General features: G+C 42.3%; 25 protein-coding genes. 12 read left to right on the top strand and 13 right to left on the bottom strand.

Annotated features, from left to right (window positions below):
- Window position 1: 1 nt before the first annotated feature.
- The 4 genes from CCS02_RS07035 to CCS02_RS07020 all read right to left on the bottom strand — a co-directional run bounded on the left by CCS02_RS07035 (window position 2) and on the right by CCS02_RS07020 (window position 4,185).
- Window positions 2-1,030 (bottom strand): ABC transporter ATP-binding protein, encoded by a 1,029-nt coding sequence (locus CCS02_RS07035; RefSeq protein ID WP_100636214.1) that lies wholly within the window; start codon window positions 1,028-1,030, stop codon window positions 2-4.
- Window positions 1,031-1,042: 12 nt separating this feature from the next.
- Window positions 1,043-1,876, bottom strand: coding sequence for a carbohydrate ABC transporter permease (locus CCS02_RS07030; RefSeq protein WP_100636213.1), 834 nt, complete (start codon window positions 1,874-1,876; stop codon window positions 1,043-1,045).
- Window positions 1,873-2,835 carry a carbohydrate ABC transporter permease gene (locus CCS02_RS07025; RefSeq protein ID WP_100187203.1) on the bottom strand — a complete coding sequence of 321 codons (963 nt, stop codon included), beginning with the start codon at window positions 2,833-2,835 and terminating at the stop codon, window positions 1,873-1,875. The genes CCS02_RS07030 and CCS02_RS07025 overlap by 4 nt, the downstream gene beginning before the upstream one ends.
- A 72-nt stretch (window positions 2,836-2,907) precedes the next feature.
- Complete coding sequence (locus CCS02_RS07020) at window positions 2,908-4,185, bottom strand: ABC transporter substrate-binding protein (protein WP_100187202.1); 1,278 nt, start codon at window positions 4,183-4,185, stop codon at window positions 2,908-2,910.
- Between the two features lie 240 nt (window positions 4,186-4,425).
- Between CCS02_RS07020 and CCS02_RS07015 the strand changes: the two genes are divergently transcribed.
- The 4 genes from CCS02_RS07015 to CCS02_RS07000 all read left to right on the top strand — a co-directional run bounded on the left by CCS02_RS07015 (window position 4,426) and on the right by CCS02_RS07000 (window position 8,531).
- Window positions 4,426-5,391 carry a LacI family DNA-binding transcriptional regulator gene (locus CCS02_RS07015; RefSeq protein ID WP_072839477.1) on the top strand — a complete coding sequence of 322 codons (966 nt, stop codon included), beginning with the start codon at window positions 4,426-4,428 and terminating at the stop codon, window positions 5,389-5,391.
- Window positions 5,392-5,554: 163 nt separating this feature from the next.
- Window positions 5,555-6,334 (top strand): ThuA domain-containing protein, encoded by a 780-nt coding sequence (locus CCS02_RS07010; protein WP_011977865.1) that lies wholly within the window; start codon window positions 5,555-5,557, stop codon window positions 6,332-6,334.
- Window positions 6,334-7,383 (top strand): Gfo/Idh/MocA family protein, encoded by a 1,050-nt coding sequence (locus CCS02_RS07005; RefSeq protein ID WP_072839292.1) that lies wholly within the window; start codon window positions 6,334-6,336, stop codon window positions 7,381-7,383. The genes CCS02_RS07010 and CCS02_RS07005 overlap by 1 nt, the downstream gene beginning before the upstream one ends.
- Before the next feature lie 11 nt (window positions 7,384-7,394).
- Window positions 7,395-8,531, top strand: coding sequence for a Gfo/Idh/MocA family protein (locus CCS02_RS07000; protein ID WP_100636212.1), 1,137 nt, complete (start codon window positions 7,395-7,397; stop codon window positions 8,529-8,531).
- Between the two features lie 122 nt (window positions 8,532-8,653).
- On the opposite strand, the gene CCS02_RS06995 is transcribed toward CCS02_RS07000, so the two are convergent.
- The 3 genes from CCS02_RS06995 to CCS02_RS06985 are packed head-to-tail and all read right to left on the bottom strand — an operon-like array spanning window position 8,654 to window position 10,018.
- Window positions 8,654-9,235, bottom strand: coding sequence for a DUF4865 family protein (locus CCS02_RS06995; RefSeq protein WP_100636211.1), 582 nt, complete (start codon window positions 9,233-9,235; stop codon window positions 8,654-8,656).
- Between the two features lie 13 nt (window positions 9,236-9,248).
- Window positions 9,249-9,641 carry a tautomerase family protein gene (locus CCS02_RS06990; protein WP_072839289.1) on the bottom strand — a complete coding sequence of 131 codons (393 nt, stop codon included), beginning with the start codon at window positions 9,639-9,641 and terminating at the stop codon, window positions 9,249-9,251.
- On the bottom strand, window positions 9,641-10,018 hold the full coding sequence (locus CCS02_RS06985; protein ID WP_084122291.1) for a carboxymuconolactone decarboxylase family protein: 378 nt from the start codon (window positions 10,016-10,018) through the stop codon (window positions 9,641-9,643). Before CCS02_RS06985 ends, CCS02_RS06990 begins: the two co-directional genes overlap by 1 nt.
- A gap of 142 nt (window positions 10,019-10,160) precedes the next feature.
- Between CCS02_RS06985 and CCS02_RS06980 the strand changes: the two genes are divergently transcribed.
- Complete coding sequence (locus tag CCS02_RS06980) at window positions 10,161-11,039, top strand: LysR substrate-binding domain-containing protein (RefSeq protein WP_100187199.1); 879 nt, start codon at window positions 10,161-10,163, stop codon at window positions 11,037-11,039.
- A gap of 13 nt (window positions 11,040-11,052) precedes the next feature.
- Here the strand turns inward: CCS02_RS06980 and CCS02_RS06975 are convergent, their stop codons facing one another.
- On the bottom strand, window positions 11,053-11,655 hold the full coding sequence (locus CCS02_RS06975) for a TetR/AcrR family transcriptional regulator (RefSeq protein ID WP_100187198.1): 603 nt from the start codon (window positions 11,653-11,655) through the stop codon (window positions 11,053-11,055).
- A gap of 141 nt (window positions 11,656-11,796) precedes the next feature.
- Here CCS02_RS06975 and fabF point away from each other — a divergent pair, with 141 nt between their 5' ends.
- A complete protein-coding gene (gene fabF / locus CCS02_RS06970; protein ID WP_100187197.1) occupies window positions 11,797-13,065 on the top strand; it encodes a beta-ketoacyl-ACP synthase II in 1,269 nt (422 codons plus the stop codon).
- A gap of 105 nt (window positions 13,066-13,170) precedes the next feature.
- Here fabF and CCS02_RS06965 read toward each other — a convergent pair whose 3' ends face one another.
- The 4 genes from CCS02_RS06965 to CCS02_RS06950 form a co-directional block, all read right to left on the bottom strand.
- The gene (locus CCS02_RS06965; RefSeq protein ID WP_198432078.1) at window positions 13,171-14,493 is read right to left on the bottom strand and encodes a TRAP transporter large permease; all 1,323 of its coding nucleotides are present in this window, start codon (window positions 14,491-14,493) and stop codon (window positions 13,171-13,173) included.
- Entirely contained in the window at window positions 14,490-15,044 is a 555-nt protein-coding gene (locus CCS02_RS06960; protein WP_072839285.1) for a TRAP transporter small permease subunit, read from the bottom strand. Before CCS02_RS06960 ends, CCS02_RS06965 begins: the two co-directional genes overlap by 4 nt.
- 79 nt (window positions 15,045-15,123) lie before the next feature.
- Complete coding sequence (locus tag CCS02_RS06955; protein WP_175550754.1) at window positions 15,124-16,149, bottom strand: TRAP transporter substrate-binding protein; 1,026 nt, start codon at window positions 16,147-16,149, stop codon at window positions 15,124-15,126.
- A 399-nt stretch (window positions 16,150-16,548) separates the two neighbouring features.
- Window positions 16,549-18,438, bottom strand: a complete 1,890-nt coding sequence (locus CCS02_RS06950; RefSeq protein WP_100636210.1) for a HAMP domain-containing methyl-accepting chemotaxis protein — start codon at window positions 18,436-18,438, stop codon at window positions 16,549-16,551.
- 429 nt (window positions 18,439-18,867) lie between these two features.
- Here CCS02_RS06950 and CCS02_RS06945 point away from each other — a divergent pair, with 429 nt between their 5' ends.
- Complete coding sequence (locus tag CCS02_RS06945; RefSeq protein ID WP_072839283.1) at window positions 18,868-19,806, top strand: LysR family transcriptional regulator; 939 nt, start codon at window positions 18,868-18,870, stop codon at window positions 19,804-19,806.
- A gap of 10 nt (window positions 19,807-19,816) precedes the next feature.
- On the opposite strand, the gene CCS02_RS06940 is transcribed toward CCS02_RS06945, so the two are convergent.
- Window positions 19,817-20,539 (bottom strand): FCD domain-containing protein, encoded by a 723-nt coding sequence (locus CCS02_RS06940; RefSeq protein WP_198515340.1) that lies wholly within the window; start codon window positions 20,537-20,539, stop codon window positions 19,817-19,819.
- 217 nt (window positions 20,540-20,756) lie between these two features.
- Between CCS02_RS06940 and manD the strand changes: the two genes are divergently transcribed.
- The 5 genes from manD to CCS02_RS06915 all read left to right on the top strand — a co-directional run bounded on the left by manD (window position 20,757) and on the right by CCS02_RS06915 (window position 25,894).
- Window positions 20,757-21,968 (top strand): D-mannonate dehydratase ManD, encoded by a 1,212-nt coding sequence (manD, locus tag CCS02_RS06935; protein WP_100636208.1) that lies wholly within the window; start codon window positions 20,757-20,759, stop codon window positions 21,966-21,968.
- A gap of 6 nt (window positions 21,969-21,974) precedes the next feature.
- The gene (locus CCS02_RS06930; RefSeq protein WP_100636207.1) at window positions 21,975-22,997 is read left to right on the top strand and encodes a Zn-dependent oxidoreductase; all 1,023 of its coding nucleotides are present in this window, start codon (window positions 21,975-21,977) and stop codon (window positions 22,995-22,997) included.
- Between the two features lie 97 nt (window positions 22,998-23,094).
- Window positions 23,095-24,060: a C4-dicarboxylate TRAP transporter substrate-binding protein gene (locus tag CCS02_RS06925; protein WP_157807978.1), complete on the top strand. Its 966-nt coding sequence runs from the start codon at window positions 23,095-23,097 to the stop codon at window positions 24,058-24,060.
- A gap of 51 nt (window positions 24,061-24,111) precedes the next feature.
- On the top strand, window positions 24,112-24,612 hold the full coding sequence (locus tag CCS02_RS06920; protein ID WP_100636205.1) for a TRAP transporter small permease: 501 nt from the start codon (window positions 24,112-24,114) through the stop codon (window positions 24,610-24,612).
- Between the two features lies 1 nt (window position 24,613).
- Window positions 24,614-25,894 (top strand): TRAP transporter large permease, encoded by a 1,281-nt coding sequence (locus CCS02_RS06915; protein WP_100636204.1) that lies wholly within the window; start codon window positions 24,614-24,616, stop codon window positions 25,892-25,894.

Here is a 25,894-nt window from a genome sequence, read left to right as displayed (position 1 = left end):
CTTAAATTGTCTCTCTGTTAGACGTTAAAGTGATAGGTAAACCATTGTTGTCAAATCGATGGAGGTGTTCTTCTAATGGACGTACATTAACTTGAGTACCTAAAGGAATCCGCTGCTGTCCATCCAAACGTACGACTAGAGGTTCTTTTATGCCCAAATCTAAGAATACAAAGAAATCTGCACCTAAGTTTTCTGTGTGTACCACTTCTCCACTCCATATACCGTCGAGATGATCGATAACAAGATGTTCAGGACGAATACCCAGAGTATGACAATGGTGTTTTTCGGCTATATCACCAGTGAGAAAGTTCATTTTTGGTGACCCAATAAAGCCGGCAACAAAAAGAGATTTCGGATGACTGTAGAGCTCTTCTGGTGTGCCAACCTGTTCGATATTACCGTCTCTTAGGACGCAAATTCGATCTGCTAGTGTCATTGCTTCCACTTGATCATGGGTAACGTAAACCATGGTTGTGTCTTTCATTTTTTGATGTAACTTAGCTATTTCTAGTCGCGTATCCACGCGCAATGATGCATCTAGGTTAGATAAAGGTTCGTCGAAGAGAAAAACCCTTGGGTCGCGGACAATGGCACGTCCAATCGCGACGCGTTGACGCTGTCCTCCAGATAGCTGTTTTGGCAGACGTTCTAGTAAGTGGTCGATTTGCAACATCTTGGCCGCTTCAAGTACTCTATTTTTCATTTCTTGTGGTGAGACGTTAGCTAGCTTTAGGCCAAAGGCCATATTTTTATATACAGACATGTGTGGATATAGGGCATAGGATTGGAAAACCATGGCGATACCACGTTCAGATGGCACCTTGTCATTCATGGATACGCCATCAAATAGTAGCTCTCCAGAGGTAATGTCTTCTAATCCACAAATAAGACGTAATAAAGTTGATTTGCCGCAACCGGAAGGGCCGACAAACACCATAAGTTCACCAGCATTAATGGTGAGATCGACGCCTCGAATAACATCTGTGCTACCAAAGGTTTTGATCAGATTTTTAAGTTCAATTTTAGCCATAATGAATACTCCTTAGCCTTTCACGCCACCAGCGGTTAGGCCGGATACAATTTTTCGCTGGAAAATAAGCACCAAGATCACCAACGGGATGGTGACCAAAACCGAGGCCGCCATAATGAGCCCCCAAGGTGTTTCGTATTGAGATGAGCCTGACAACATGGCAATGGCGACAGGCACAGTACGCATGGTCTCTGATGCAGTGAAAGTCAACGCGAATAAAAACTCGTTCCAAGCACCAATAAAAGCGAGCAATCCTGTGGTGACCAAGGCTGGCCAAAGTAAGGGCATAAAAATTTGTGTGATAATGACCCAAGGAGTGGCTCCATCCACTATGGCCGCCTCTTCTATTTCTACGGGTAAATCTCGCATAAAGGTGGTTAGCACCCAAACGGTAAATGGCAGCGTAAAAATGGTGTAGGACAGAATCATGGCCCAAGGTGTGTTGTAAATTCCAATAAAGCGAATTAGCTCAAATAAACCTGCTAAAACAGCAATCTGTGGAAACATCGAGATGGCTAAGATTGCCATAAGCAATAATCCTCGTCCTTTAAAACGTACACGAGCTAATGCGTATGACGCTGTAACAGCAAGAAACAAAGCGAATATAACCGTGGTGCTCGCAATGAAGACAGAGTTCAGCGTATTTCTAATAAACTGGCCATTATTCAATACATCTATGTAGTTGCTGAAATTAAACGAGGAAGGAAAATAGTTCACTTTGAATAAATCAGAACCTGTTTTAAGGCTTGTTAAAATCGCGTAATAAAACGGAAAAACCGAGATAAGTACGATGATAACTACGACAGAGTAAAAAGCGGCCTTTTTGAATAGTGCCTTGTTAGTCATGATTTTTCTCCACTAAGGTCAAGCTTACCAAGCCAAATATAGAGCGCTACAAACAGGGCAATAATGGCGAACAGTAAGGTGGATTGGGCTGAACCATAGGCAAACTTATCAAACTCAATTAGGTTCTCTCGGGAGATGATTGACATGGTTTTTGTGGCTTTTGAGTTAGGAGTAAGTACATACACCAAGTCAAACATCCGCAAAGCATCCAACGTACGAAAGATAACAGCGACCATGAGTGCGGGTTTTACCAAGGGGAGCGTCACTTGAAAGAACACTTTTATAGGGTGTACGCCGTCAATCTTGGCTGACTCATACATATCTCTTGGGATCATTTGTAAGCCTGCGAGGCAAAGCAGAGCCATGAATGGTGTGGTCTTCCAAATATCGACGATTAATACCGATAACATTGCGGTATCAATATTGGCGGTCCAAGCTATTTTGTGGTCAATTAAACCAACGCTTAATAGCATGTCATTGATGATGCCGAATTGATCATTGAACATCCATGCCCACATTTTTGCCGACACAATAGTTGGGATGGCCCACGGTATTAAGATAGCCGCGCGGACTAAACCACGGCCTTTAAATTCCGCATTCAATACTAAGGCCACCATTAAACCTATAATGGTTTCTAAAGAAACTGAGACCACTGCAAACCTTACGGTATTCCAGACTGCATTCCACCATGCAGGGTCGGCCAAAGTTCCCGAATAAATCGTGCGTCCTGATGAGAGGGTTTTCCACGTCAAATAGTTTTTAAAGCCAACCCATTCACCACCGTAAAGGTTGGTTAATGAAGTATTGGTAAATGAAAAGTAAATAGAACGAAGTAACGGCCAAGCTGCAACGCAAAACAACACCAGCAGCATGGGTGCGAGAAACCAGAATGCTGCGCGCAATTTTTGGCGCTGTAAGCTGGATACCTCAGGTGTTGTTAGGATGTGTTTTTTAAACATACAAGAGCTTCCTATATCTAAAGGAAGGACTCAAAAAAATGATATTGCTTTGAGTCCAGTCAATAGTCCGAATTACCAGTTATTTCCTTTTAACGTTTCAAGTTCGTATTCGAGTAATTCGAGGTTTTCTTCCGCTGAGCCACTGCCAGCAAGCGTGCTATGAACTGCGGAGAAAAATTTAGAAGACACTTCGTTGTATTTGATTTTTGTGGGTGCGGAAGGACGAGGAACAGCATGTAAAAACACATCTTTCCATTGCGCAATTATTGGCTGTTGTTCCTTTATATCTTTATCGTCATAGAGGGAAATAATGGTTGGTAAATTCGATGAATGGAGCGCCCGATACTTTTGTACTTCTTCAGATGCAAGGAATTTCACCAATGAAATAGACGCTTCTTTATGCTTAGAGTATTTAGAAACTGCTACATTCCATCCGCCCAGTGTTGCTGCTGATTTATTTGGACTTGCGCCACTTGGCAAAGGAGCGGCTCCAAATTTATCTTTTATAGCACTTTCTTCGGAGTTGCCCAGAGCATAGGCATAAGGCCAGTTACGCATAAAAACGGCATTACCTGTCTGCCAAACGCCTCGGGCATCCTCTTCCTGATAAGCTAGAACACCTGCTGGAGAAATATCACCTATCCAAGATTTTGCCATTTTAAGAGCTTCAACAGCTTTTGGATTATTTATTGAAATCGTACCATCAGCTTCAACTATTTGACCTCCACCAAAGGATTTCACCCATTCTAATGCATCACAAGTTAAGCCTTCATAAGCGTTACCTTGCCAAACGAACCCCCACATATCCGGGTTACCTGCTTCACGTTCTTTTGTTTGGATGTATTTGGCTGTCTCAGTTAGTTCTTCCCAAGTATTTGGCACCGTTTTATTATATTTTTTGAGTAGATCTTTACGGTAAAAAAGGGCTGGAGCGTCGGTGAAGATAGGTAGAGCAATTAGTTTTCCGTTGGTTGTTTGCGATTCAATAATGGAAGGGAAATGTTGGTCGACGATATCTTTAGTATAAGGAGTTAGATCAACAAAATTATTAGCGAGTTGAGGGGCCCAAATGACATCTGTTTGATACACATCGATATCAGCGTTCCCTGCTGCTAACCATAGACGATATTGGCCAAATTGGTCTGTGGTAGAAGCTGGCATAGGAAAGACAGTTAGTTTATTTCCAGTGCTTTTTTCCCAAGGTTTTACCACTTCCTTCAATACTTCAATATCTTTACCAACGGCTCCAGACACCAGCACTACTTCAGCTGCTTGTGCGAAATTGATCGCTGAGGCGACTATCGATATGGATAGCAAAGAAGGGTTTATAAATTTCCACGGATTTTTCATTGTCATCACTCCTATTTTTGTTTTTTTCGAGCTTTATGTTAAAACAGAAACGTAAACGTTTACTCTTTGTTTTTAAGCTAAAGTAAACCTTTACTCTAGTCAACAGAATATCTGATTTTTTGATTTTTTTTAAAATCATGGCGTTTGAAAGGAGAGTGTTTTGCTCTTAGTCGCTTGCAGGGTGAATTTGCGATATTCTTATCGATATTTTTAAAATCATTCAGAAGTGATCATATTCGCATGAGTAATAAGTCCGTTACGATTCATGAACTAGCCAGTTTAGCTGGTGTTTCTATAGCTTCGGTAAGTCGAGCATTAAATGGAAAACCTGGCATTAGTGAAGCGTTACGTGCGCGAATTATATCTTTGAGTGAAGAGATTAATTACAAACCGAATGTCATGGCTCGTCAGTTAATCTCTGGAAAAACCCCAGTTGTTGCACTATGTATGCCCCCTTCTCCTTATGAATTTTCTGATAGGCCTTACTTCGTTCATCTTTATCAAGCATTAACCTTATATTTACATCGAAAGGGTTTAGTGCCGGTTTTATTTGCTTACGAAAATATTGAGGAAGTGTTTTCACAGGCAAGCTCAGCGATTTTATTAGGCGCTACAGAAGATGATCGGCCTGAAATTTTTGATCGTCAAAAGTTCCCCTACGTTACTTTAGAAACAGGGGTGGGTGCTTCTGTTGTCATTGATGAGGCAAATGGCGTGTATAAACTTACACACTATTTGTTTAAAAAAGGTCGGAAAAATATGCTTTTTTTAGGGGAAAATATCGACATTTCAACAAGCCAAGGGCGATTACGTGGTTATCGAAAAGCGATTGGTGAACTAGGACTCCAAGAAAATTTTGATAATGTGCCTCGCCAAATTAGCTCTTCTCTAAGCGCTTATCGTCAGATGATGGAGCATTTTCAGTCATCTGAGCCTTTCCCTTACGACGCTGTGATTTGTGCAAATGATGAATTAGCGGTTGGTGTTATTCAAGCCGCAGAAGATGCTGGGTACAAAGTTCCTGAAGATATCTCTGTAACGGGCTTTGACGACCTTCCACGATTCTCTAATAAGATTACAACTATCCATCAAGATATTCCCAAGATTGCTGAGGCAGCTGTCAGTTTGCTGTCAGAGCAATTAGATGGGCTTCCTCCACGTGTTGTTGAAGTGATGACACGACTAGTTAGCCGAGAGAGCGCTTAACTCTTCTTTATCTAGCTATATCTTCCCTTATTCTTCGAAATTTTTTGTATTAAATTTTTCCAAAAAGGCTTTTATTTTTTTGAGTAAACGTTTAAGTTAATTACGTAAACGTTTACTTTATTTTGTTTTCCATCATCAAAAAAATAATATCTAGGAGAAAAAAATGACAATAAAAGTGACTGTGTGGGGGGAAAATGTCCATGAAAAAACCAATAAAGTGGTCGCTCGCATTTATCCTGATGGTATGCATAACTGCATTGCTGCAGGCTTGAATGAAGATCAGGATATTGAAGCAACTAGTGTTACTTTGCAGGATAAAGAGCATGGTCTTACCGAAGAAAAACTAGAAAACACAGATGTTTTGATTTGGTGGGGGCATGCTGCTCATGGTGATGTTGCGGATGAAATTGTTGATCGGGTTCAGAAGCGTGTACTTGAGGGAATGGGGTTATTAGTCCTTCACTCCGGTCATTATGCCAAAATATTTAAACGTTTAATGGGAACTACCTGTTCTCTAAAATGGCGTGAGGCTGGTGAACGTGAACGACTCTGGGTGGTCAACCCTGGTCATCCTATTGTTCAAGGCGTGGGAGACTATATTGAGTTACCTCATACTGAAATGTATGGCGAACCGTTTGCCGTACCAAATCCAGATGAAGTAATTTTCATCAGTGCATTTGAGGGGGGGGAAGTATTCCGTTCAGGTCTTGTCTATCGTCGTGGTAATGGCAAAATATTCTATTTCCGTCCGGGCCATGAAACCTATCCAATTTACTATGATGACAAGGTGAAACGTGTTCTAAAAAATGCGGTGAAATGGTCTCAGCCTGAGGGTAGCCGCTGGATCGACTCATGTCCTTGTGTCCCTGCTGATCAAGCTCCAAACCCTATTGAAGTTAAAGGCGAAGGTTTGCATAAGCCTGGTGAAGAGGGCTTCAAATAATGATTCGTATCGGCATTATTGGGACTGGCGGTATGGCGCGAGTTCACGCAGAAGAGTTTTCAAAAATAGCCAATTGCGAAGTGGTCGCGGCATGCGATCTAAATGCTTCGCGCCTTGCAAGCTTTGTTGAGGCTCATAATATTCCTTATGCCTTTGGATCGGTAGAGGCTCTACTAAGCAGCGGTCAGGTGGACGCAGTCTCTATTGTGACACCGGATCCATTTCACAAAAATCTATCGATTCAAGCACTTGAAGCTGGAATGCACGTGTTATGTGAAAAACCATTAGCTCTCAATGCATCGGATGCCAAAGAAATGGCTGACGCTGCGAAAAAAGCTAAGTGCATAAATATGGTTAATTTAAGTTATCGAAATGCTCATTCGTTACAAAAAGCACGGGAGCTTATTGCAATGGGACGTATCGGTAACATTCGTCATGTAGAAGCAAGTTATTTGCAGAGTTGGTTAGTATCCCCTAAATGGGGGGATTGGAAGACCGAAGATACTTGGTTGTGGCGGCTATCAAGTGCGCATGGCAGTAAAGGTGTACTAGGCGATGTAGGTGTTCACATACTCGACTTTGTTCGCTTTCCCGTTGGTGACTTTGCTAGTGTGAACTGTACTCTAACGACCTTCGACAAAGCTGAAAATAATCAGATAGGTGAATACCATCTCGATGCCAATGATAGCGCATTGATCACCGCTCGAATGCAAAATGGTTCCATGGCCTCTATTCATACTTCTCGTTGGGCAACAGGAAACCTCAATGACCTGCGGTTAGTTGTTCATGGTGACAAGGGGGCGGTGAAAGTCTCATTAAAGCTAGGCGAGGAATGGGATCGCTTAGAAGTATGTCTTGATGAGGATGTCATTGAGGGGATTTGGAAAGAAGTTAAATGCGAACAAACTCTCAATATATATCAGCGTTTTATTCAAAGTATTCTGTCGGGCGTACAGGACCAGCCTGACTTTGACGCTGGATTGCAGGTACAACGCGTGCTGGATGCCTGCGAACAATCCGATCAGTTGGGTCAGACAGTGCAACTTTAGGAGAGTATTGGATGGCTATATTGCATTGGGGAATGGTTGGTGGTGGAGATGGTGCGTTTATTGGCGATGTTCATCGCATGGCCGCTCGTCTGGATGGAGGCTACCAGCTTGTCGCTGGTTGCTTCTCTTCTAACTTTGAAAGAACAAAAGCATCCGCTAAATTACTAGGTGTGGAGACAGACCGCGCCTACTCTGACTTTAATGCCATGGCTGAGGTGGAAAGCCAACGAGAAGATGGCATTCAGGTGGTGAGTATTGTCACACCTAACTTTTTGCATTACGACAATGTTAAGGCTTTTTTAGATCGTGGGATTGCTGTTATTTGTGAAAAACCTCTCACTGTTTCATTGCTGCAAGCTCAAGAATTACAGGCTTTGGCAAAGGAGCGAAACACTTTTCTTGCTGTGACCTATAACTATGTTGAAAATCCTATGGTTAAAGTTGCACGAGAATTGGTCAAAAATGGAGAGTTAGGTGAGTTGTTAATGGTAGATGCCTATTATCTACAAGATTGGCTGGCCGCAGATATTGAAAATTCTGATCAAAAACAAGCCGCTTGGCGTACTGACCCTGCTAAGGCTGGACGTGCGGGATGTTTAGGTGACATAGCCATACATGCTTATAATTTGGTTAGTTATTTGATTGGTTATTCTGCATCGTCGGTAAATGCACGCTTGGCTACTTTTGTCGCAGGGAGAAGAGTTGATGACCATGCGGAAATTCAATTAGGTTACAGTGACAATATACTGCAAGGTCGGATATTGGCTTCACAAGTAATGACGGGGCATGAAAATGATCTTGGTTTTCGTTTAACCGGTCGTGAAGCAACGATTGAGTGGCGCCAAGAGGATCCTAATGTGCTGTGGTTTAAGCCAATGGGAGCACCGGCTCAACGATTGACTAGAAATGGCGCGGGTTACCCTGAGCGTTTAAACGCTTTGTGTCGTATTCCAGCAGGCCATCCAGAAGGTTACTTAGAAGCTTTTGCAAATGTATATAAGCATATACGGTTAGCATTATCGGAAAAGGACTTTTTGTATTACCCAAATGTCGATCAGGCGGTTAAGGATATGGGTTTTGTTGAAGCGTGTTTACAGTCCCATGACCAAGGTAATTGGTGTGAAGTTGAGTGCATAATTCAGGAATAACTGCAAAGCAGTAGCCTGTTTACTAGCCCGTTACAAAGTAACTAATTTTGTAACGGGCTAGTAGTGACTATCATGTTATTTTTCTTATGTTGCATTCTATTTCAAGCGAATAAAAGACATGCTCATTGCGCCAAATAGCCAATGTGAAACCAATCTCTTGATAAAACATCGGTTATTTCCTTTATCTCTACTGTTTGTGAAGTCCAAAATGTCCAGCGTGTTAGCAACCATTGCTCTGGATCTAGACTGCTGATATAGGCTACTAAACTGTTTTTAATGGGAGATAAGATATCAGTGTCTAACGCCCTTTCCTGTTCAATAATATCGGCAATATTTGAATCTCTAGAGATGTGAATGACTTCTTTTTTAAGGTATTTCGCACTTGTTAGACTTGTTTTATTTGAATAAGTAATTGGGATTCCATAACTTATTCTAGGCCTTCCAAAATCTTTCTCTAGCTGCTGATACCCTGGATTTGCTAGAAAAGAGATCATGCCTTCATTACTTTCCCAAAGATAAAAAGGCGCGTACTGATTTTCTTTAGGAGCGCCGAGTTCGTTATCGTCTTTAATTGAGTACAAGTAACCTTTAAAGATAAGTTGAGGAAAACCGTTTAATTTATGGCCGCTTTCTGTAATCCGATTACGGATAATTTGCATGTCGTAATTGGCCGGTAAAGTGAAACTGTATTGCATTACAATCATTGTTACTCTCCTTTCAAGGTAAGGTCGCCATTGCGCCGTTGCTAAATGACCATTCTTCAGTTTGATTTGTTGAAATAATGACCATGAGGTCTGCTTGATTAAGACCGACAGAAACTTGTAGTTTTGCTAATAGCGTTCGATAAAAAGCTTCTTTGGTTTTTGTGTCTCTAGGCTTTCCAGCTGTAATTTCAAATAATAACCAGTTTTTACTTCGAGCTTGGTTTACCTGACAAGCATAATCTTTGTCATAAACACGTTGTTTATCTGTGAGGCGGTTGATGATCTGGAAGCAGTCTTTTTGAGGTACTAAAAACGATTCAGTTAATGCCTCGTGAAGTGATTGAGAGACTTTTTTCACATAGCCATCAGGCTTGTCTGCTGAAATATAAATGTGTGTGAATGGCATTACTTCACCTCTTCTGTCTGTTTCTGTTGTTCTGTTGCGAGATGTTTTTTTAAGCTTGCAAGTCCTGTCGCTGCACAAGGCCAGCCTGCATAAAAGGCTAAATGTGTCATGGCTTCTGCAAGCTCTTCTACACTCAAACCATTCTCAATGGCTTTTTTCAGATGAAACGTTTGCTGTTCTGTTCGGTACAAAGCGGTTAATGCAGCAACCGTAATTAAGCTTCGCTCTCTTGAGCTGAGCTGTGGTCTTTGCCAGACTTGATCGAATAAAATCTCGTCTGTTACTAAGGCAAAGAACGGTGCTATATCTCCAAATGCTTTTTCTGCCTCTGTGGGTTTCATTATTTCTTTATCGAGATTCGATGATGATGTGTTCATGAATTCCCCCTCTAATTAATGCGCTAATGAGTTGATGTGTTGACGTTGGATAATGAGACTAAAGTTTTTCTTATGTTTAAAAAATCAAAATATATGGTAATAATAGTCCTGAAAATCAGGATCAATGTATTAGGAACTTGTCATGCGTAAACCGACGCTAGATTTGGAAGCACTTCGCAGTTTTGTATTAGGTGTTGAGTTGGGTAACTTTGCCGAAGCGGCTGAGCGCTTAAATCGTTCAACTTCTGCAGTTAGCGCTCACTTAAAGAAACTAGAAGCACAGCTTGAGCAACCCATCGTCAAACGATCTGGACGAAGTTTAGTACTGCTTCCGGCTGGCGAAGAGCTGCTTTCCTACGCTAAACGTTTGCTAGCTGTGAACGATGATGCGGTGATGGCATTACGACAACCTAAAGTATCCGGTATTGTTCGAATAGGACTACAAGAAGACTTTGGAGAAAGGTTTTTGACCGATATGCTGGCGCAGTTTAATCGGACGAATCCTGATGTTGTATTGGATGTGCAAGTTTCACGTAATAGAAATTTGATTGAAAGGTTTCAACAAGGAAAGTTGGATCTCGTTTTACTCTGGAATAATACGGAAAGCGTTATTAAGAATACTGAGGTAATTGGTCAATTTCCAATGCAATGGATTGGTGTTCCAGAGGCTCTTGCTGATCCACAAATGCCATTGTCGTTAGTATTATTTGAGAGCCCGTGTTTACTGCGCGAGAGCGCGATAAAAGCGTTAGATGCAAAAGAAATTCCTTGGCGGGTGGCTATGTCTAGTCATAGTTTATCGGGTGTGTGGTCTGCAACAGAAGCGGGTTTAGGCATTACGGTTCGTACTCCAGCCGGTCGTCCTGACTCATTGGTCGTTCTAGAAAAAGAATGGTTACCAAGGTTGCCAGATCTTATGCTTTGTCTTATGCAAGCAGACGGATTGAATACAGCAGCTCAGAGTTTGAAAGAAACCGTACTTACTGAACTTAAACAGGCATTCCCTCGCTGGGTTTATTAATGTGAGCCTGCTTCTAACCTTCCACTGGCACGCTATTTTTTAATCCGCTGTTAAGTCGATTGACGATGCGTTCTTGGGCGCGTTTTAAAAAGTCACTTTGCAGCGGTTGCGCAAAAGACCGTGCGATGGCGACGGTTCCCACTAAGGACACGACGGTCTCTTCTGCAAGTGCTTCGGCTTCTTGGCTACCACGTTTTTTTAGAATCCCTGCAAGACGGTCAACCAGACTGTCAAAACAAGCTTGATAGGCTTGGCGAACTTTCTCTTCTTTGTGTGCGGCATCGGTCACTAAAAACTCCAATGGCGATGGATGTTCTTTGTCGCTGCGACTCCAGCTTAGATAACGAGTAACCAATGCTCTTAGATGTGTTTCATTGTTTTCGGTTTGCTTGTCATTTCGTGCCCAAAAACCATTGGAGGTAGCGAATTGCATGGCGGCTTCGTACAGGCTGCTCTTACCGGAAAAATGCGCATAAAAGGCACCGTGTGTCATATTGGCTTTTTGCATGATTTGGTTAAGCGTGACGCGATCAAAGCCGTTCGAGCAAAATAGTTTTGCTGCGGCTTGTAATATCCGTTGTCTAGTTTGCTCTTTGTGTCTTGGTGTGTAAGACATAGTTAAAACCTCCTAGGTGAGCTCCTGTATATCCCATTGAGACTCCCAGTATAAATCGGAATCTAAATATTATCTTGATCATATATAGACTCACTTTAGCATGGTGGCTTTCTTTCTGCTGAAACTTAAGAGGGTTATCTCATGTCGCTTAAAGAACGTATTGTTATTACAGGTATGGGCTTGGTTTCACCACTTGGCTTAGGTGTGGCTTCTGTCTGGGATCGATTGGTTCGTGGTGAATCTGGCATTCGTTTGTTACCGACGACTTTGTCGGAAGGGCTAAGCACTCATATTGCGGGACAAGTTCCAAGTCATACGGAACAAGCTAATGGTTTGAATGAATCGGACTATCTGTCACCTAAAGATCGTAAACGTGTCGATCTGTTTACATTATTTGCTCTGGCTGCAGCCGAAGAAGCATTAACCCAAGCCGATTGGCGACCAACGACTGCTGAAGACCAAGAAGCAACCGCAACCATCATTGCAACGGGGATTGGCGGCTTACCGACCATTACTCATGCGCAATCTGTTTTAACAGAGCAAGGTGCTCGACGTTTGTCGCCTTTTACGGTTCCTGCCTTTCTTGCCAATCTTGCGGCAGGTAACGTTTCGATTAAATATGGATTTAAAGGACCGATTGGCACTCCGGTGACAGCTTGTGCGGCGGGCGTACAAGCTATTGGCGATGCAATGCGTCTATTGCGTACGGGAGAAGCAAAAGTGGCGTTGGCAGGAGGTACAGAAGCCTGCATCGATCCATTGTCTCTTGCTGGCTTTGGTGCCTTGAAGGCGCTTTCTACGCGAAATGATGCTCCAGCTAAAGCTTCTCGTCCTTTTGATAAAGATCGTGAAGGCTTTGTTATGGGCGAAGGTGCTGGCTTAGTGGTACTAGAAACCCTTGAGCATGCCTTGTCTCGAGGCGCGACACCATTGGCTGAAATCGTTGGTTACGGCACCAGTGCGGATGCTTATCATCTTACGTCTGGCCCAGAAAATGGCGAAGGTGCTGCTCGTGCTATGCAAACGGCTCTGACCATGGCGGGTATTTCAGTTGATCAAATTGGCTACGTGAATGCGCATGCGACATCTACACCGGTTGGTGATCGAGGTGAGATTAACGCCTTGCGTCGAGTGTTTGGTGAAAAAGTCACAGAGGTGGCGATCTCTTCAACTAAGTCCGCGACAGGTCATTTGTTGGGAGCTGCGGGTGGCGTAGAAACTATTTTCAGTGCGCAGGCGTTAATCACTGGCATTTTGCCTCCGACGTTAAACCTTGAGAATCCAGAAGACAGCATGGCCGACTTGGATCTTATCCCATTGGTTTCACGTGAAAAAAGTGTCGAGTACGTGTTGTGTAATGGCTTTGGTTTTGGTGGTGTAAACGCGGCTTTGATATTGAAGCGATATTGATTTATGAAAAGATCACCGTCCATACAAACAACAAAGCCAGTGTATTTCGCACTGGCTTTGTTCCTTTCTAATGATAATGAGCAACCGTTACGAATTAGATGAAAGTTATGAGTCCATTAATTGGCTAGGCAACCAAGTTACCAATTCTGGGAACATCATTACGATGATCAAGACGAAAAGTTTTAACAGCACAAATGGAAGGATAGATTTGTAAATATCCAACATGGTGATGCCCGGAGGTGCGATGCCTTTTAGGTAGAATAAGGCAAAACCATAAGGCGGCGTTTGTACGGCGATCTCAATGTTTAGAATCATCAAGATACCAAACCAAATTGGATCATAACCCAGCGATACAGCGATCGGCGTAAAGATGGGCGCACACATTAAGACGATGATAAATTCATCGATAATGAAGCCCAGCAACAGCATGATTAATTGGAACAACATGATGACGACGATTGGCGGTAAACCCAAATCTTGAGTGAAACCAGCCACCATGTTTTGCACGCCCATCAGCAAATGGAAGTTACTGAACACAGACGCACCAACAATAATCCACATCGCCACACTGACTAGCAACGCTGCTTGCATCCCCGCTTTTTGTACCATGCGCGGTTTGAAGCGTTTAAAGAAAATAGCTAGAACAATGGCACCAACTACACCGATAGCACCAGATTCTGTTGGTGTCGCGATCCCCATGATGATACTGCCAAGCACGGCAACAATCAGCAGCAGAGACAACAAGCCATCGCGAGCGGTTAGGAACTTTTCTTTTGGCGTTGGCTGTACTTCTGGCACCACATCCATCGGCGCGCGCTTTGGGTTTAACTTACACGAAATCACTACGTAAGCGATCAGCAAGACGATAGTGATAAGCGCTGGAATCAAGGCACCGATAAACATGCGCCCTACTGAGTTCTGCGTAGACGATGCAAACATGATCATCGGGATGCTAGGTGGAATCAAAATACCTAAGCCGCCACCCGCCATAATAACGCCCAATGCGAGACGTTTATCATAGCCACGTTCCAGCATCGGACGCAGTGCGATACTGCCTGACGTCATGATGCCTGCGCCAATGATACCCACCATGGCACCAATCATCGAACATACCACGATAACGCTTATGGCCAACGATCCACGTACTCGACCAATTAACATTTGGCTGGCGTTAAACATGGCATCGCCAATGCCAGATCGAGTGAGCAATTGACCCATGTAAATATACAAAGGGATGGCAAGTAGGATAAAACTAAAATGTGTGGATTCTAGCGTGGTAGGAATAACGTTAAATAACGCATCGCCCCAGGTCATATAACCTATGCCCATCGCGATACCGCCAAGCGCTAAACCAACCGGTGCGCCTAAGGCAAACGATGCTATGATGCAGGCGAATAAAATAGCCGTTAATAATTCGATACTAATCATTGTGCGGCTTCCTCTTGTTCTGCCGGTGCTTCTGGTAATAAGGGTTTACCAGTAATGGCTTGGTGTAATGAATCAATCCAATCGCTGGAAAGTTGCAGAATAAGTAGCACACTAGCGATTGCCATCATTAGCCAATAATGATGCATGTGAGGAGCCCATTCACTTTGACGACGGTAGTTAAACTCGAGTGCTTCTTCAAACTTACCTATGCTCATTTTGCAGACGATAACCATAAAGAACATGGCGAGTGCGAATGAAAATAGGTTAAATATGCTTTTCGTTCGAGCTGAGACTTTGTTGTAAAGGATATCGACATTGATGTGGGCACGTTGCTGTTGGGCATAAGCGCCGCCTAATGCCGCAATATAACCAAAGATAAATAACGAAGTGTCGTAGGCCCAAATGGTTGGGCTATCTAAGATGTAACGAGAGAAAACCTCGAAAGCAACGACAAATGCTAATACTGGCATAAGATAGGAAACGGAATTCCCAATGAAAGCCACCAACGCGTGGACTCCAAGACAATAGCGCCTAATCGCAGTCATTATCATTGTTTTGTACCTGTAAGGATGGATCGAAAAAGTAAAACGGCCTTCTTGGTGAAGGCCGTTTTAGTTATTACTGAGTAGATTATTTCTGCTCTTTACGAAGAACGTCAATCAACTCTTTGCTGTATTTGTCTGCAGCTGCGTACTCATCCCAAAGTTTAGAACCTGCATCTTTCCATGCTGCTTTATCTGCTGCACTTGGCTCAGGGCTCCACTGAAGGCCTTTCGCTTCCATGTCAGCAATTGCTTCAGATTCCCAAAGTCTAGACTTTGTCATTTGCTCTTGAGCGTGAACGGTTGTCGCCGCTTTAACAATGGCTTTTAGATCTGCTGGAAGTTTGTTCCAAGCACTTTGGTTAACGATAATAGGTAACACTTGTGCACCAGCTAGAGGAAGTGGGTACATGTATTTCGCTACTTCAACGTGGTTACCATCGCGGTGGTCGATCATGTTAGAACCGATAGAACCGTCGATTACGCCAGTTGAAAGACTTGTGTAGATCTCAGACCAAGCAAGAGAAACAGGAGAAGCGCCTAGGTTACGTAGGAACTTACCGTATGCGCCTGGCGCTCGGATTTTCAAGCCTTGGAAGTCTTCAATAGAATTGATTGGTTTCTTAGTGATAACGTAAACCGCTGGCTGAATGTAAGGGTCAAGCCAAACTAGACCTTGGTCGCCGTACGCTTTTTTAAGAATTGGCGCCCAGCCTTTTTCTTGGAACAAGGTAGTTAGCTCACCAACATCACTTGTGCCACCAGGTAGGCCAATCTCAACCAAACCAGCTGGAAGTTCGCCTGCGTTCAAAGATTGGAACGTCGCGCCCATAGTAATTAGGCCTGTTTTTACTGCACCAAAAATACCAGAAGAACCAACACCTTCACCGTCATAAAGAACTTGTACCTTGATGCGGCCGTCGGACATAGTCTCAATGTTTTTTGCTAAATCTTCATACACAGCACCGAAGGCAGAACCACGGCTGTATAGGTTAGCGAAGCGCCAGTTATAGTCTGCAGCGTTAGCAGAAGAAGCGACAGCGCCTAATCCAAGGGCCACCGCTAGAGAACTTACAACCAATCGTTTTTTTACTTTTAGTATCGCCTTAATCATTGAGCTACCTCGAGAGCAAAAGTGCATAAAAAAGTCACGCCTTTGTGGTTGTGACACCTTGTACTCGATACTTTCAAAAAGCCTAAGAGCAATAAAGCTCACAAAATCTATCTAAAGTTTTGTGAGCATCAAACAATCCAAAAAGCCAAAATTTGTTATAAATCATATAACTAACTGAAATTCAGTGCACAATAAAGAGGCTCAATGACCTAAAACGGTGCAAAAAATAGATTAGTTGAATGCACCAATAGTGTGAATATTATTGATCTATGATGTTGAAAACGTGCATTTTTTTTGCTTTTTTAAATATGCAGTCGAGTCTTTTGCTTGTAATTTATTACCGCCCCAAATTGGGGCTTCGTGATTTTTAGTGGAAGCCCTTTTCAAGGATTTTGACTGTTAAGCCACGTCAAAACCTTGGATTTGGTCGGCTAATTCTTTGGTTTGGTGGTGAACATTTTTATTTGCCATCTGAATAGATTGAGTGGCACTGTGGTTGTCTTTAATGTCATGGGCAATGATGTCCATGTCTTGTGCCATTTGTGCTGTCGTCAATGCGACCTCTTTAATGGCTTGGGTAATTTCTTGCGTATTGTTCATTGCCTCTAGGGTATTTTGCTCGACTTGATGAATCGTCAAGACAGCGTTTTCGCCTTGCTCTTTACTGCGGCCAACTTTACTTAGGCTCAACGTCATGGCATCAATGACAGCTTGAGTTTCCTTCTGAATGTTTTCGACTTTTTCGGTGATGCTGCCCGAAGCTTTGACTGTTTGCTCAGACAGTGTTTTGACCTCATCGGCCACCACGGCAAAACCTCGCCCTGCTTCCCCAGCGCGAGCCGCTTCTATTGCTGCATTAAGTGCTAATAAGCTCGTTTGCTCTGCCACACCGACGATGAGCTCGATAACCACGTCAATCTCTTTAGACAGCGTACCAAGACGAGCGACTCGTTCATTGGTGTCTTGAATAGTTTCCGCCACGTCGCTGATGCTAGTCATGGCATCACGCATCGCACTCACGCCACTGGTTGCGGATTCATAAGCCAGTTTTGCTGCGCTTTGAACGTTTTGTGTCATGGATTGCACCGTATCTGCGGTGGCGGATATTTCTTCTGTAGAGGCGGCCAGAGTGTTACTTCGATCACGAATACGCTCGCTGCCGCTGACAATGATTTGAATACCACTGTCCAACTCATCGGCTGTGAGCACCAGCTTTTCGTTGCTGTTTATTAAATGACTGATTAACAAGCGTAAACTGTCAGACATTTGGTTTGAGGCAATAAAAAGCTGCTGGAACTCATCTGGGTTGCTTGATTTGAGCGTTTGCTGACGTGAACGCAGTTTGCCTTGCGCTACTTCTTTTAATATCGCTAAAACGGCTTTTAGATTGCGATTTAAAGAGCGAATCACCGTCGACAAAATAAGACCGATCACAAGTGCAAGTAAGACACAAGCAATGACCAAAGAGCTGCGCGCTTGCTTGGCGGTTTCTGATGAGCGTATTTGCGCCTGAGCTAGTAAGGTGTTTTGCAGGTAATTAGCACTCTCATCCATGGCGTGGGTATATTGATTACTTAATGATGCGAGTTCGCTTTGCTGTTCTTTTAAGGTAATAGACAGGGTAATAACGGGCACCAATGCGTCCTCATAGGTTTGGATCATTGGGCCAAATACATCGCCAAACCCGATGTTATCGACATTATTTCTCAGTGCCTGAATAGCAGCCTGTAAATCGGCTTGATGTTCTGCATCGCTGTAAGCAAGAAAGTCTTTTTCTCTCGCTCTCACTTCTTTAAAGCTAGAGGCAAAGCTTGCTAATGATTTGAGTTGTTCAGCTAAGGCTTGTGCGGATTGGTTTAAACGCCCCAGCGCGCCAGTTTCGCCGCTTAACCCGAGGGTGGTTAAATTTTGCAGGTGACTTTCAAGTGCCGATAAATAATTAGGCTGTAAGGCTTGGCTATTCTCTAATAACGTCTTGCCTTCGGCATCGAGTAAATCTGCTCTGATGCTAAATCCAGCGGCGGTCTCGTTTTTTATTCTTACTAATGTTTGGCTGATAGCATCAACATTATCAGGTGAAAGCGTTGCCATTTCTCGTTCAAATTTTAGTAAAGCAATTTCAACGTCTTTGACTTCACTGGTTAGCCTGCTCAGCTCGGTGGCATCGTCGGACGCATTCGACATTTGCGACAAGTTATAAATGGAATAAGCGCCAAACCCCGCGTACCCAATACAAACCAAAACAACAATAGCAATTAGCTTTTGACGAACAGATAACGCAATGGACATATCAACCTCCTTTAGACCCTTTCTGAAAAGAAGGGAAGCAATCAAAATGACAAAAAAGGCCTGTTTATCAAGCAAGACAAACAGGCCAAAATAATGTGCTGGAAGAATGAAATGAAAGGCCAGAATTCGACGCTTTATTTCAGGGTTTAATCAAGCGGATACGAATCATCCTGAATGCATAAAACGTCATCATGAAGACATTTTGCTGCGGTAACCGACCTCTCTTACCTTAAAGAAGCAGAAAGGGGGATGAAAGTCGCATAAATCAATGTAAAGTTAGAGAATCAACGAACTAAATTGCGACGATCATTTATTATCTGCGGCCTGTGCTCGTCGTATCATAGCTATACCGCACATCGAACTAACTATTGTTTGGTTTGCACAGGCCTAGAATAATAAAATGTATGTCAGTACACATGGGGAGAGGCGATGAGTGTTAAAAATTACTCACTGGGGCAAGTCGGTGATTATGAGATCAAACAGCTAAAAGTCTTTAAAACCGTAGTCGATTGCGGAGGTTTTTCTGCTGCGGAAACCTCTCTGAATATTGGTCGATCTACCATCAGTCTGCATATCTCCAATCTAGAAGCGCGCCTGAACCTTGTCTTGTGTAAACGTGGACGAGGTGGATTTTCTCTCACGGAAGAAGGCGTTATCATCTATAAAATGACCGAGAATCTACTCGAATCATTAGATGCATTTCGAACCACTGTAAACAACCTAAATGCCAGCTTAACCGGCAAACTGCGTCTTGCCCTTTCCGATAAAGTGAGCCTTGATCCTCGTAGCCATTTCCCTGAAATGATCCAGCGATTTTCGACTGAAGCCCCAGAAGTCTTGATCACGACTAACGTGTCTTCTATGTCTAACATTGAGCGCATGATTTTGAATGATGAAGCCGATATAGGTTTTATTCCCTATCATCGCAAATTGGACGGTTTAAGTTACGTACATTTATACAGCGACGATTGTTACCTGTATTGCGGGAAGGATCATCCATTAGCCACTATGTCCGTTGAAGACCAAGATGAAAAAGTGGACAAATACCCTGCCACTCACGCGGGTTTGAAACCACATGAAGCGGTCAGCGAACAGATTTCCCAGATGAACCTCACGGCGATCTCGTATTTCTATGACAGCCGCTTAGCCTTGATCCTATCAGGTCGATACATAGGCTTCTTGCCTGAACGCTATGCTGAGTCATATGTTGAGTCCGGACAAATCGTTGCCGTAGCGCCAGAAAACCGTTCTTACACCTTAGGTGTTGCCGTGATTTGCAAGAAAACCACCCAACCTAATAAACCCCGCGAATTATTCCTGAAAGTGTTACATCAGACGGTAGAAGAGCTAATTTCTGCACCTTATTGATGTGTTCGTGCTAGCTGTGCGGTTGGGCAAAAAGATAACCATCGAAATCTGGTGCGTCTGTGTCTGAGAGTTTAAATAAGGTTTGTTTTACATTTTCTAAATGCTGCCACATGGCTTGGCGAGCGCCTTCTGCATTACGCTTACGAAGCTGAACCAATACCTTCTTATGATCTTCTAACCACTGATCATGGTAAGACGTGTCTTGTATTCGTGCATGGAGCTTTTTCCACATCGGGTTACCATCTCGCATATCCCATAAGCGTGTCGCGGTATCAAGCAACACTGTGTTTTGAGTCGCTTGTGCAATAGACAGGTGAAAGTCTCGGTCTGCATCGTTGGCTTTTTCTACCGTCTCTAATTCAGCGCTTTCGATGTCGAGTATGTCTTGCAGCTTTTGCAAATCTTGCTTGGTGATGACTGGAGCAGCACAAGCCGCTATAGAGCTTTCTATCTCTTGTCGTGCTTGTAATAGCTCAAACGGTCCAACATCGGACACCTTATGGCTTGTCTTCAAAGAGAGGTTATTTTTCAAATAACTGCCAGAGCCTTTTCTAACCTCTATCAGCTCTTCGATTTCCAGCATGATAAAAGCTTCCCTAACCAATGTTCTGCTAACTCCAAAGAGTTCGGCATAAACGCGTTCAGTCGGCAACTTATCACCAATTTTAAGCGGTGATTTTGCTATTTCTTGTTTAATGCTCTCGCCAATTTCTCTGTAGAGTCGTTCTGCCATAGGAATATTCTTAGTCGTTATATTGCTGATAATTTGGTATGCCATTTTCACGTAAAGACTATGAAAAGTCGATATTTTAATCAAAGGTAACGCGATAATTTGAATATTGGTATGCCAAAATGACGATTTTTACTTGTCCGTAGATGTTTTTTCAGCTACTTTTGTCGAATACATAGATATTTGGCATACCAAAAAAAATAATTAGGTATCGTAGTTTATGAAAATTCGATCAGCGAAAGTAATAGTGACTTGCCCTGGGCGTAATTTAGTCACGCTTAAAATAGAAACAGACGAAGGTTTTTACGGTATTGGTGATGCGACACTAAATGGCCGTGAAAAGTCTGTTGTCTCCTACCTTGAAGACCATGTCATTCCTACCCTTATTGGTAAAGACCCTCAGCGAATAGAAGACATTTGGCAGTATTTGTACCGCGGTGCTTATTGGCGCAGAGGACCTGTTGGTATGACGGCGATTGCCGCTGTTGATGTCGCTTTGTGGGATATCAAGGCAAAATTAGCTGGTATGCCTTTGTATCAATTGCTTGGCGGTAAAAGCCGTGAAAAAGTGATGGTTTATGGCCATGCAACTGGACTGGATATTGAGTCTTGTCTTGCTGAAGTCCGTAAACATGTTGAATTAGGCTATAAAGCCGTTCGAGTTCAATGTGGCATACCAGGCATACCAACCACCTACGGTGTTTCCAAAGAAGCCGGAAAACCTTATGAACCTGCAGACTCTGCTTTACCTGCAGAACATGTTTGGTCTACGGAAAAATACCTTAATCATGTACCTGAACTTTTTGCCGCTGTTCGCAAAGAGTTTGGTGAAGACTTACATATTCTGCATGATGTACATCATCGTCTCACGCCAATCCAAGCAGCGCGTTTAGGCAAAGAAGTCGAGAAGTTCCACTTATTCTGGTTAGAAGATTGTACGGCAGTAGAGAATCAGTCTTCCTATGAATTAATTCGTAAGCATACGACGACACCTCTAGCGATTGGCGAAGTATTCAATAGTTTGTCTGATTGCCAAGAGTTGATTCAAAATCAGCTAATAGATTACATCCGGGCAACAATCACCCATGCAGGCGGCATCACCAATGTACGTCGTATCGCTGATTTTGCCTCTGTCTATCATGTCAAAACAGGCTTCCACGGCGCGACGGACCTTTCTCCTATTTGTATGGGCGCTGCACTGCATTTTGATACTTGGGTGCCTAACTTTGGCATTCAAGAACATATGCCGCATACCAAGGAAACCGATTTAGTCTTTCCTCATGGCTATGAGTTCAAAGATGGTTTTTTTACACCCGGTGATGTTCCTGGCCATGGTGTTGATATAGATGAAGAGCTTGCCGCGAAATATCCCTATAAACCTGCTTATCTTCCGGTTAATCGTTTAGAAGATGGCACCTTGTGGAATTGGTAGAAAATTATGAAAGCGTTTCAAGTAGCTAATGTAAATGACTATGCCTTAATCGATACCCAACAGCCTGTCGCTGAGGCCGGAGAAGTCTTGATTAAAACCGCCTTTGCGGGAATTTGCGGATCTGATTTGCACATTATTCATGGACAAAATCCTTTTGTTCAGTTTCCTAGAATTACCGGCCATGAATTTTCAGGTGTTGTCGCCGCAGTTGGCGAAGGCGTCACGCATGTCAAGGTTGGCGATAAAGTGTGTGTTGATCCTGTTATTAGTTGTAGTGAGTGTTATGCCTGCCGTGCTGGTCGATTTAACGTTTGTGCGAAATTACAGGTTTTTGGTGTGCATCGTAACGGTGGTTTTGGTGAGTTCACCAGTGCGCCTGCCAGCAATGTTTTAGTCCTTCCTGACAATGTCACACTTGAGCAAGCTGCATTGGTTGAGCCTTATTCTATTGCCACTAATGTGTTGTCTCGAATGGAGCCAATTCCAGGCGATACCTTGCTGGTTTACGGTGCTGGCGTGATCGGTTTGACCATAGTGCAAGTGGCAAAAGCCATGGGTATCGAACGTATCATTGTTACCGATATTGTTGATGAACGTTTAGAAACGGCTAAATCTCTTGGCGCAACAGATGTGATTAACAGCAGAGTCAATAAAGTCGAAGACTGTATCCAAGAATGGACAAATGGCGAAGGTGTACCTTTGATTGCCGATGCTGCTTGTATTCCGGCGCTTTTGCCTGAAATTTTACGTATCGCCTGCCCTGCTGGCCGTATTGGTTTGTTGGGTTTTAGTACAACACCAAGTGATTTAGCGCAAATTGAAGTCATTAAGAAAGAGCTGACGATTGTGGGTTCACGCCTTAACAATCGCCGTTTTCCTCAAGTGCTTGAAATGATCGCATCAGGTCGTTTGGATCCTTTGGCATTAATTAGCCATCGGATTGCTTTAAACGACATTGGCGATGGCATTCAGCTAATGGAAAACCACCCTGAACTTACTCGTAAAGTGCTTGTTGATATGAGTGAGTGAATTCGCCATTGATACGATAAACCACTTTATAAGATAAGTTCTTATCAAGGCCAATTGTCTTAATAAAATACAAAAATAAAAAATAATGGAGACGACTATGAACATCAAAAAAATATTATTAATTGCATCGGTATCATTTGTCAGCTTGTCGGTTAATGCTGAGTCGTACAAGTTAAGTATGAGCACGGTACTTGCTCCAAATAACCCTCTGACAAAAGGCCTCTTTCATTTTAAAAAGGAAGTAGAGGCTGCAACTAATGGTGATATTAAAGTCAACGTTTTCCCAAGTGGTTCACTTGGCGGAACAGGTGATCTAATTGAACAAGCACGAGCTGGTTCCAATGTGAGTATGATGGCTGATCCATCACGTTTGCAAAACTATGTGAATGATTTTGGTGTTCTAGCTAGCCCATATGTTTTTGACTCCTTAGAACAGGCGCAGAAGTACTATAAATCAGATGCCTTCAAGGAATTAGAAGCTGAACTACAAAAAAAAGGTGGTTTAGTTATTTTATCTGCAAACTGGTTCCAAGGAACAAGAATGCTGATTACCAAAAAGCCTGTATCGACACCTGCTGACGTAAAAGGCATGCGCATTAGAGCTGCCGGTTCAACTATCGGTGTGAAAACAGTCGAGATTTTAGGTGGTACAGCAACACCAATGCCTTGGAATGAAGCATATACGGCTTTACAGCAACAGGTTATTGATGGTGTAGAAGTCCACCCAGCTGCGTTTTATGATTCAAAGCTCTATGAAGTAGCAAATTATATTCAACCGACAAATCATGCTTTTCTAATGACTTATCTTGTAGTGGGAGAGCAGTGGCTCAAATCTCTACCAGAAGGCTATCAAACATTATTAAAAGAAAAAGCTTCCGATTCAGGTGATTTTGTAACCACGACTATTCTTAAAAATGAACAACAATATATTGATGAATCCATAAAGCATGGTATGAAGTTTAATCAAGTTGATATTGAAAAGTTTCAAGAAAATAGTAAAGGGTCATTCGAATCGATAGGCTTATCTAATGAATATAAAAAAGTAGAAGCAAGCTTAAAATAACATACCGAAAATAAGGTAGCCCATTTTTAAATTTTGCTTTAAGGACTTTTTATGTTTAATAAAATCAGTCGCTCTATATATAATTTAGAAGTGATTTTGTCTCAAATTATTTTGTCATTAATCGTTATACTCGTATTTTCCGCTGCGGTATCACGAAGCATGGGTTACCCTATAATTTGGTCTGTTGAGATTGCTAAAATACTTTTTATGATTGTGTGTTTTTTGTGTGTTGATTTAACGCTAAAGAAACATAAACATATAGGTATTACATACTTTGTTGAAAAATTAAATGAAAAGAAACAAAACATATTTCAATTATTTGTTCTTATACTTATGTTGGCGTTTACCATTTTCTCTATCACCAAAGGTGTGGAGTTAATTCATGTTTATAAATTTAGAATGTTCAATGCGACAGGTATTCCATATCGATATATTATGCCGGTTATTCCTCTCTCAATGCTCCTGATGTCTATTACAATTATCGCTCATATGGAAACCTGCATAAAAAAATTAGGATACTACAAATTAAATAAAGAAAAGGTAGAGGTATAGAATGCTAACATTAATCATAGTGTTCTTTACCTTAATTTTTATAGGAATGCCTGTATCATTTTCAATTTTAATATCATCGGCAATATATTTTCATTTTATTGGTGAATTACCATTTACCATTTTTTATCAAAAAATAGCATCGCCAACACAAAACTTTGCCTTGCTTGCTGTGCCTTTATTTATTCTCGTTGGGAATATTATGAATGAAACAGGTATTGCTGCTCGCCTGTTTCATTTCACTAAGTATGTTGTTGGTTGGATGGCTGGTGGTTTAGCGCAGATATCTATCTTTATGAGCGCAATCCTTGGTGGTGTTTCTGGATCTGCTGTTGCTGATGCGTCCATGCAAAGTCGATTGATTGGCCCTGAGATGGAGCGTAAAGGCTACCCTGTTCCCTATTCTGCCAATGTGATTGCCTATAGCTCTTTGATAACAGGTTTATTTCCTCCCAGCATTAGCTTGATATTATTTGGATTTGTAGGAAACGTATCAATCGGCAAGCTTTTTCTAGCCGGTATCGTGCCTGGTTTATTGCTGACTGTTATGCAGATGTTATTAAGTTGGTGGATAGCAAAGCATTATAAAATACAGCCAGAATTACCTGGATTACCTAAATTTAAAGAAGTGTCTCATAGTGCAAGAATCAATATCTGGGCATTGCTATTTCCTGTTTTTTTGCTATTTGTTATTCGGCTTGGCCTTTTCACACCTAGTGAAGCGGGTGCTTTTGTTGTTGTTTATGCATTGATAGTAGGACGATGGATTTACAAAGAGCTATCTTTTAATGGTCTTAAAAAAGCGTTAAAAAACTCTGCTGTAGACTTAGGTATGGTGATGTTTTTGATAATGGCTGCTGGAGCTCTAGGGTATGCCATAATATTAGAGCAGCTACCCGTAGCGGCAGGCGATTTTATCTCCAGTGTTACAAGCAATCAATATTTAATTCTCATTCTTTGTTTACTACTCGTGTTGATTTTCGGAATGATTTTAGATGGATCAGTATGTATTCTTTTATTAACGCCGATAATTTTACCTGTTTTAACATCAATCGGTTATGACCCTGTACATATCGGAATATTGATGACGACAACTATTCTGATTGGGGCAAATACTCCACCAGTTGGAATTTGTATGTTTACAGTTTGCAGTCTACTGAACTGTAAAACAGAAGATTTTTTCAAGTCATCAATACCATTTATTTTAACTTTCATCTTATTTTTAATCATATTAACCATATTTCCAGATATCTCTCTGATGCTACCTTCTACTTTAATGGAGTAA

Origin of the sequence: Marinomonas sp. ef1 (assembly GCF_002806845.1) — a bacterium.
Classification (GTDB): Bacteria; Pseudomonadota; Gammaproteobacteria; order Pseudomonadales; family Marinomonadaceae; genus Marinomonas; species Marinomonas polaris.
The sequence above is the reverse complement of the archived record's forward strand: the minus strand, read 5'-3'. Positions and strand labels throughout refer to the sequence as shown.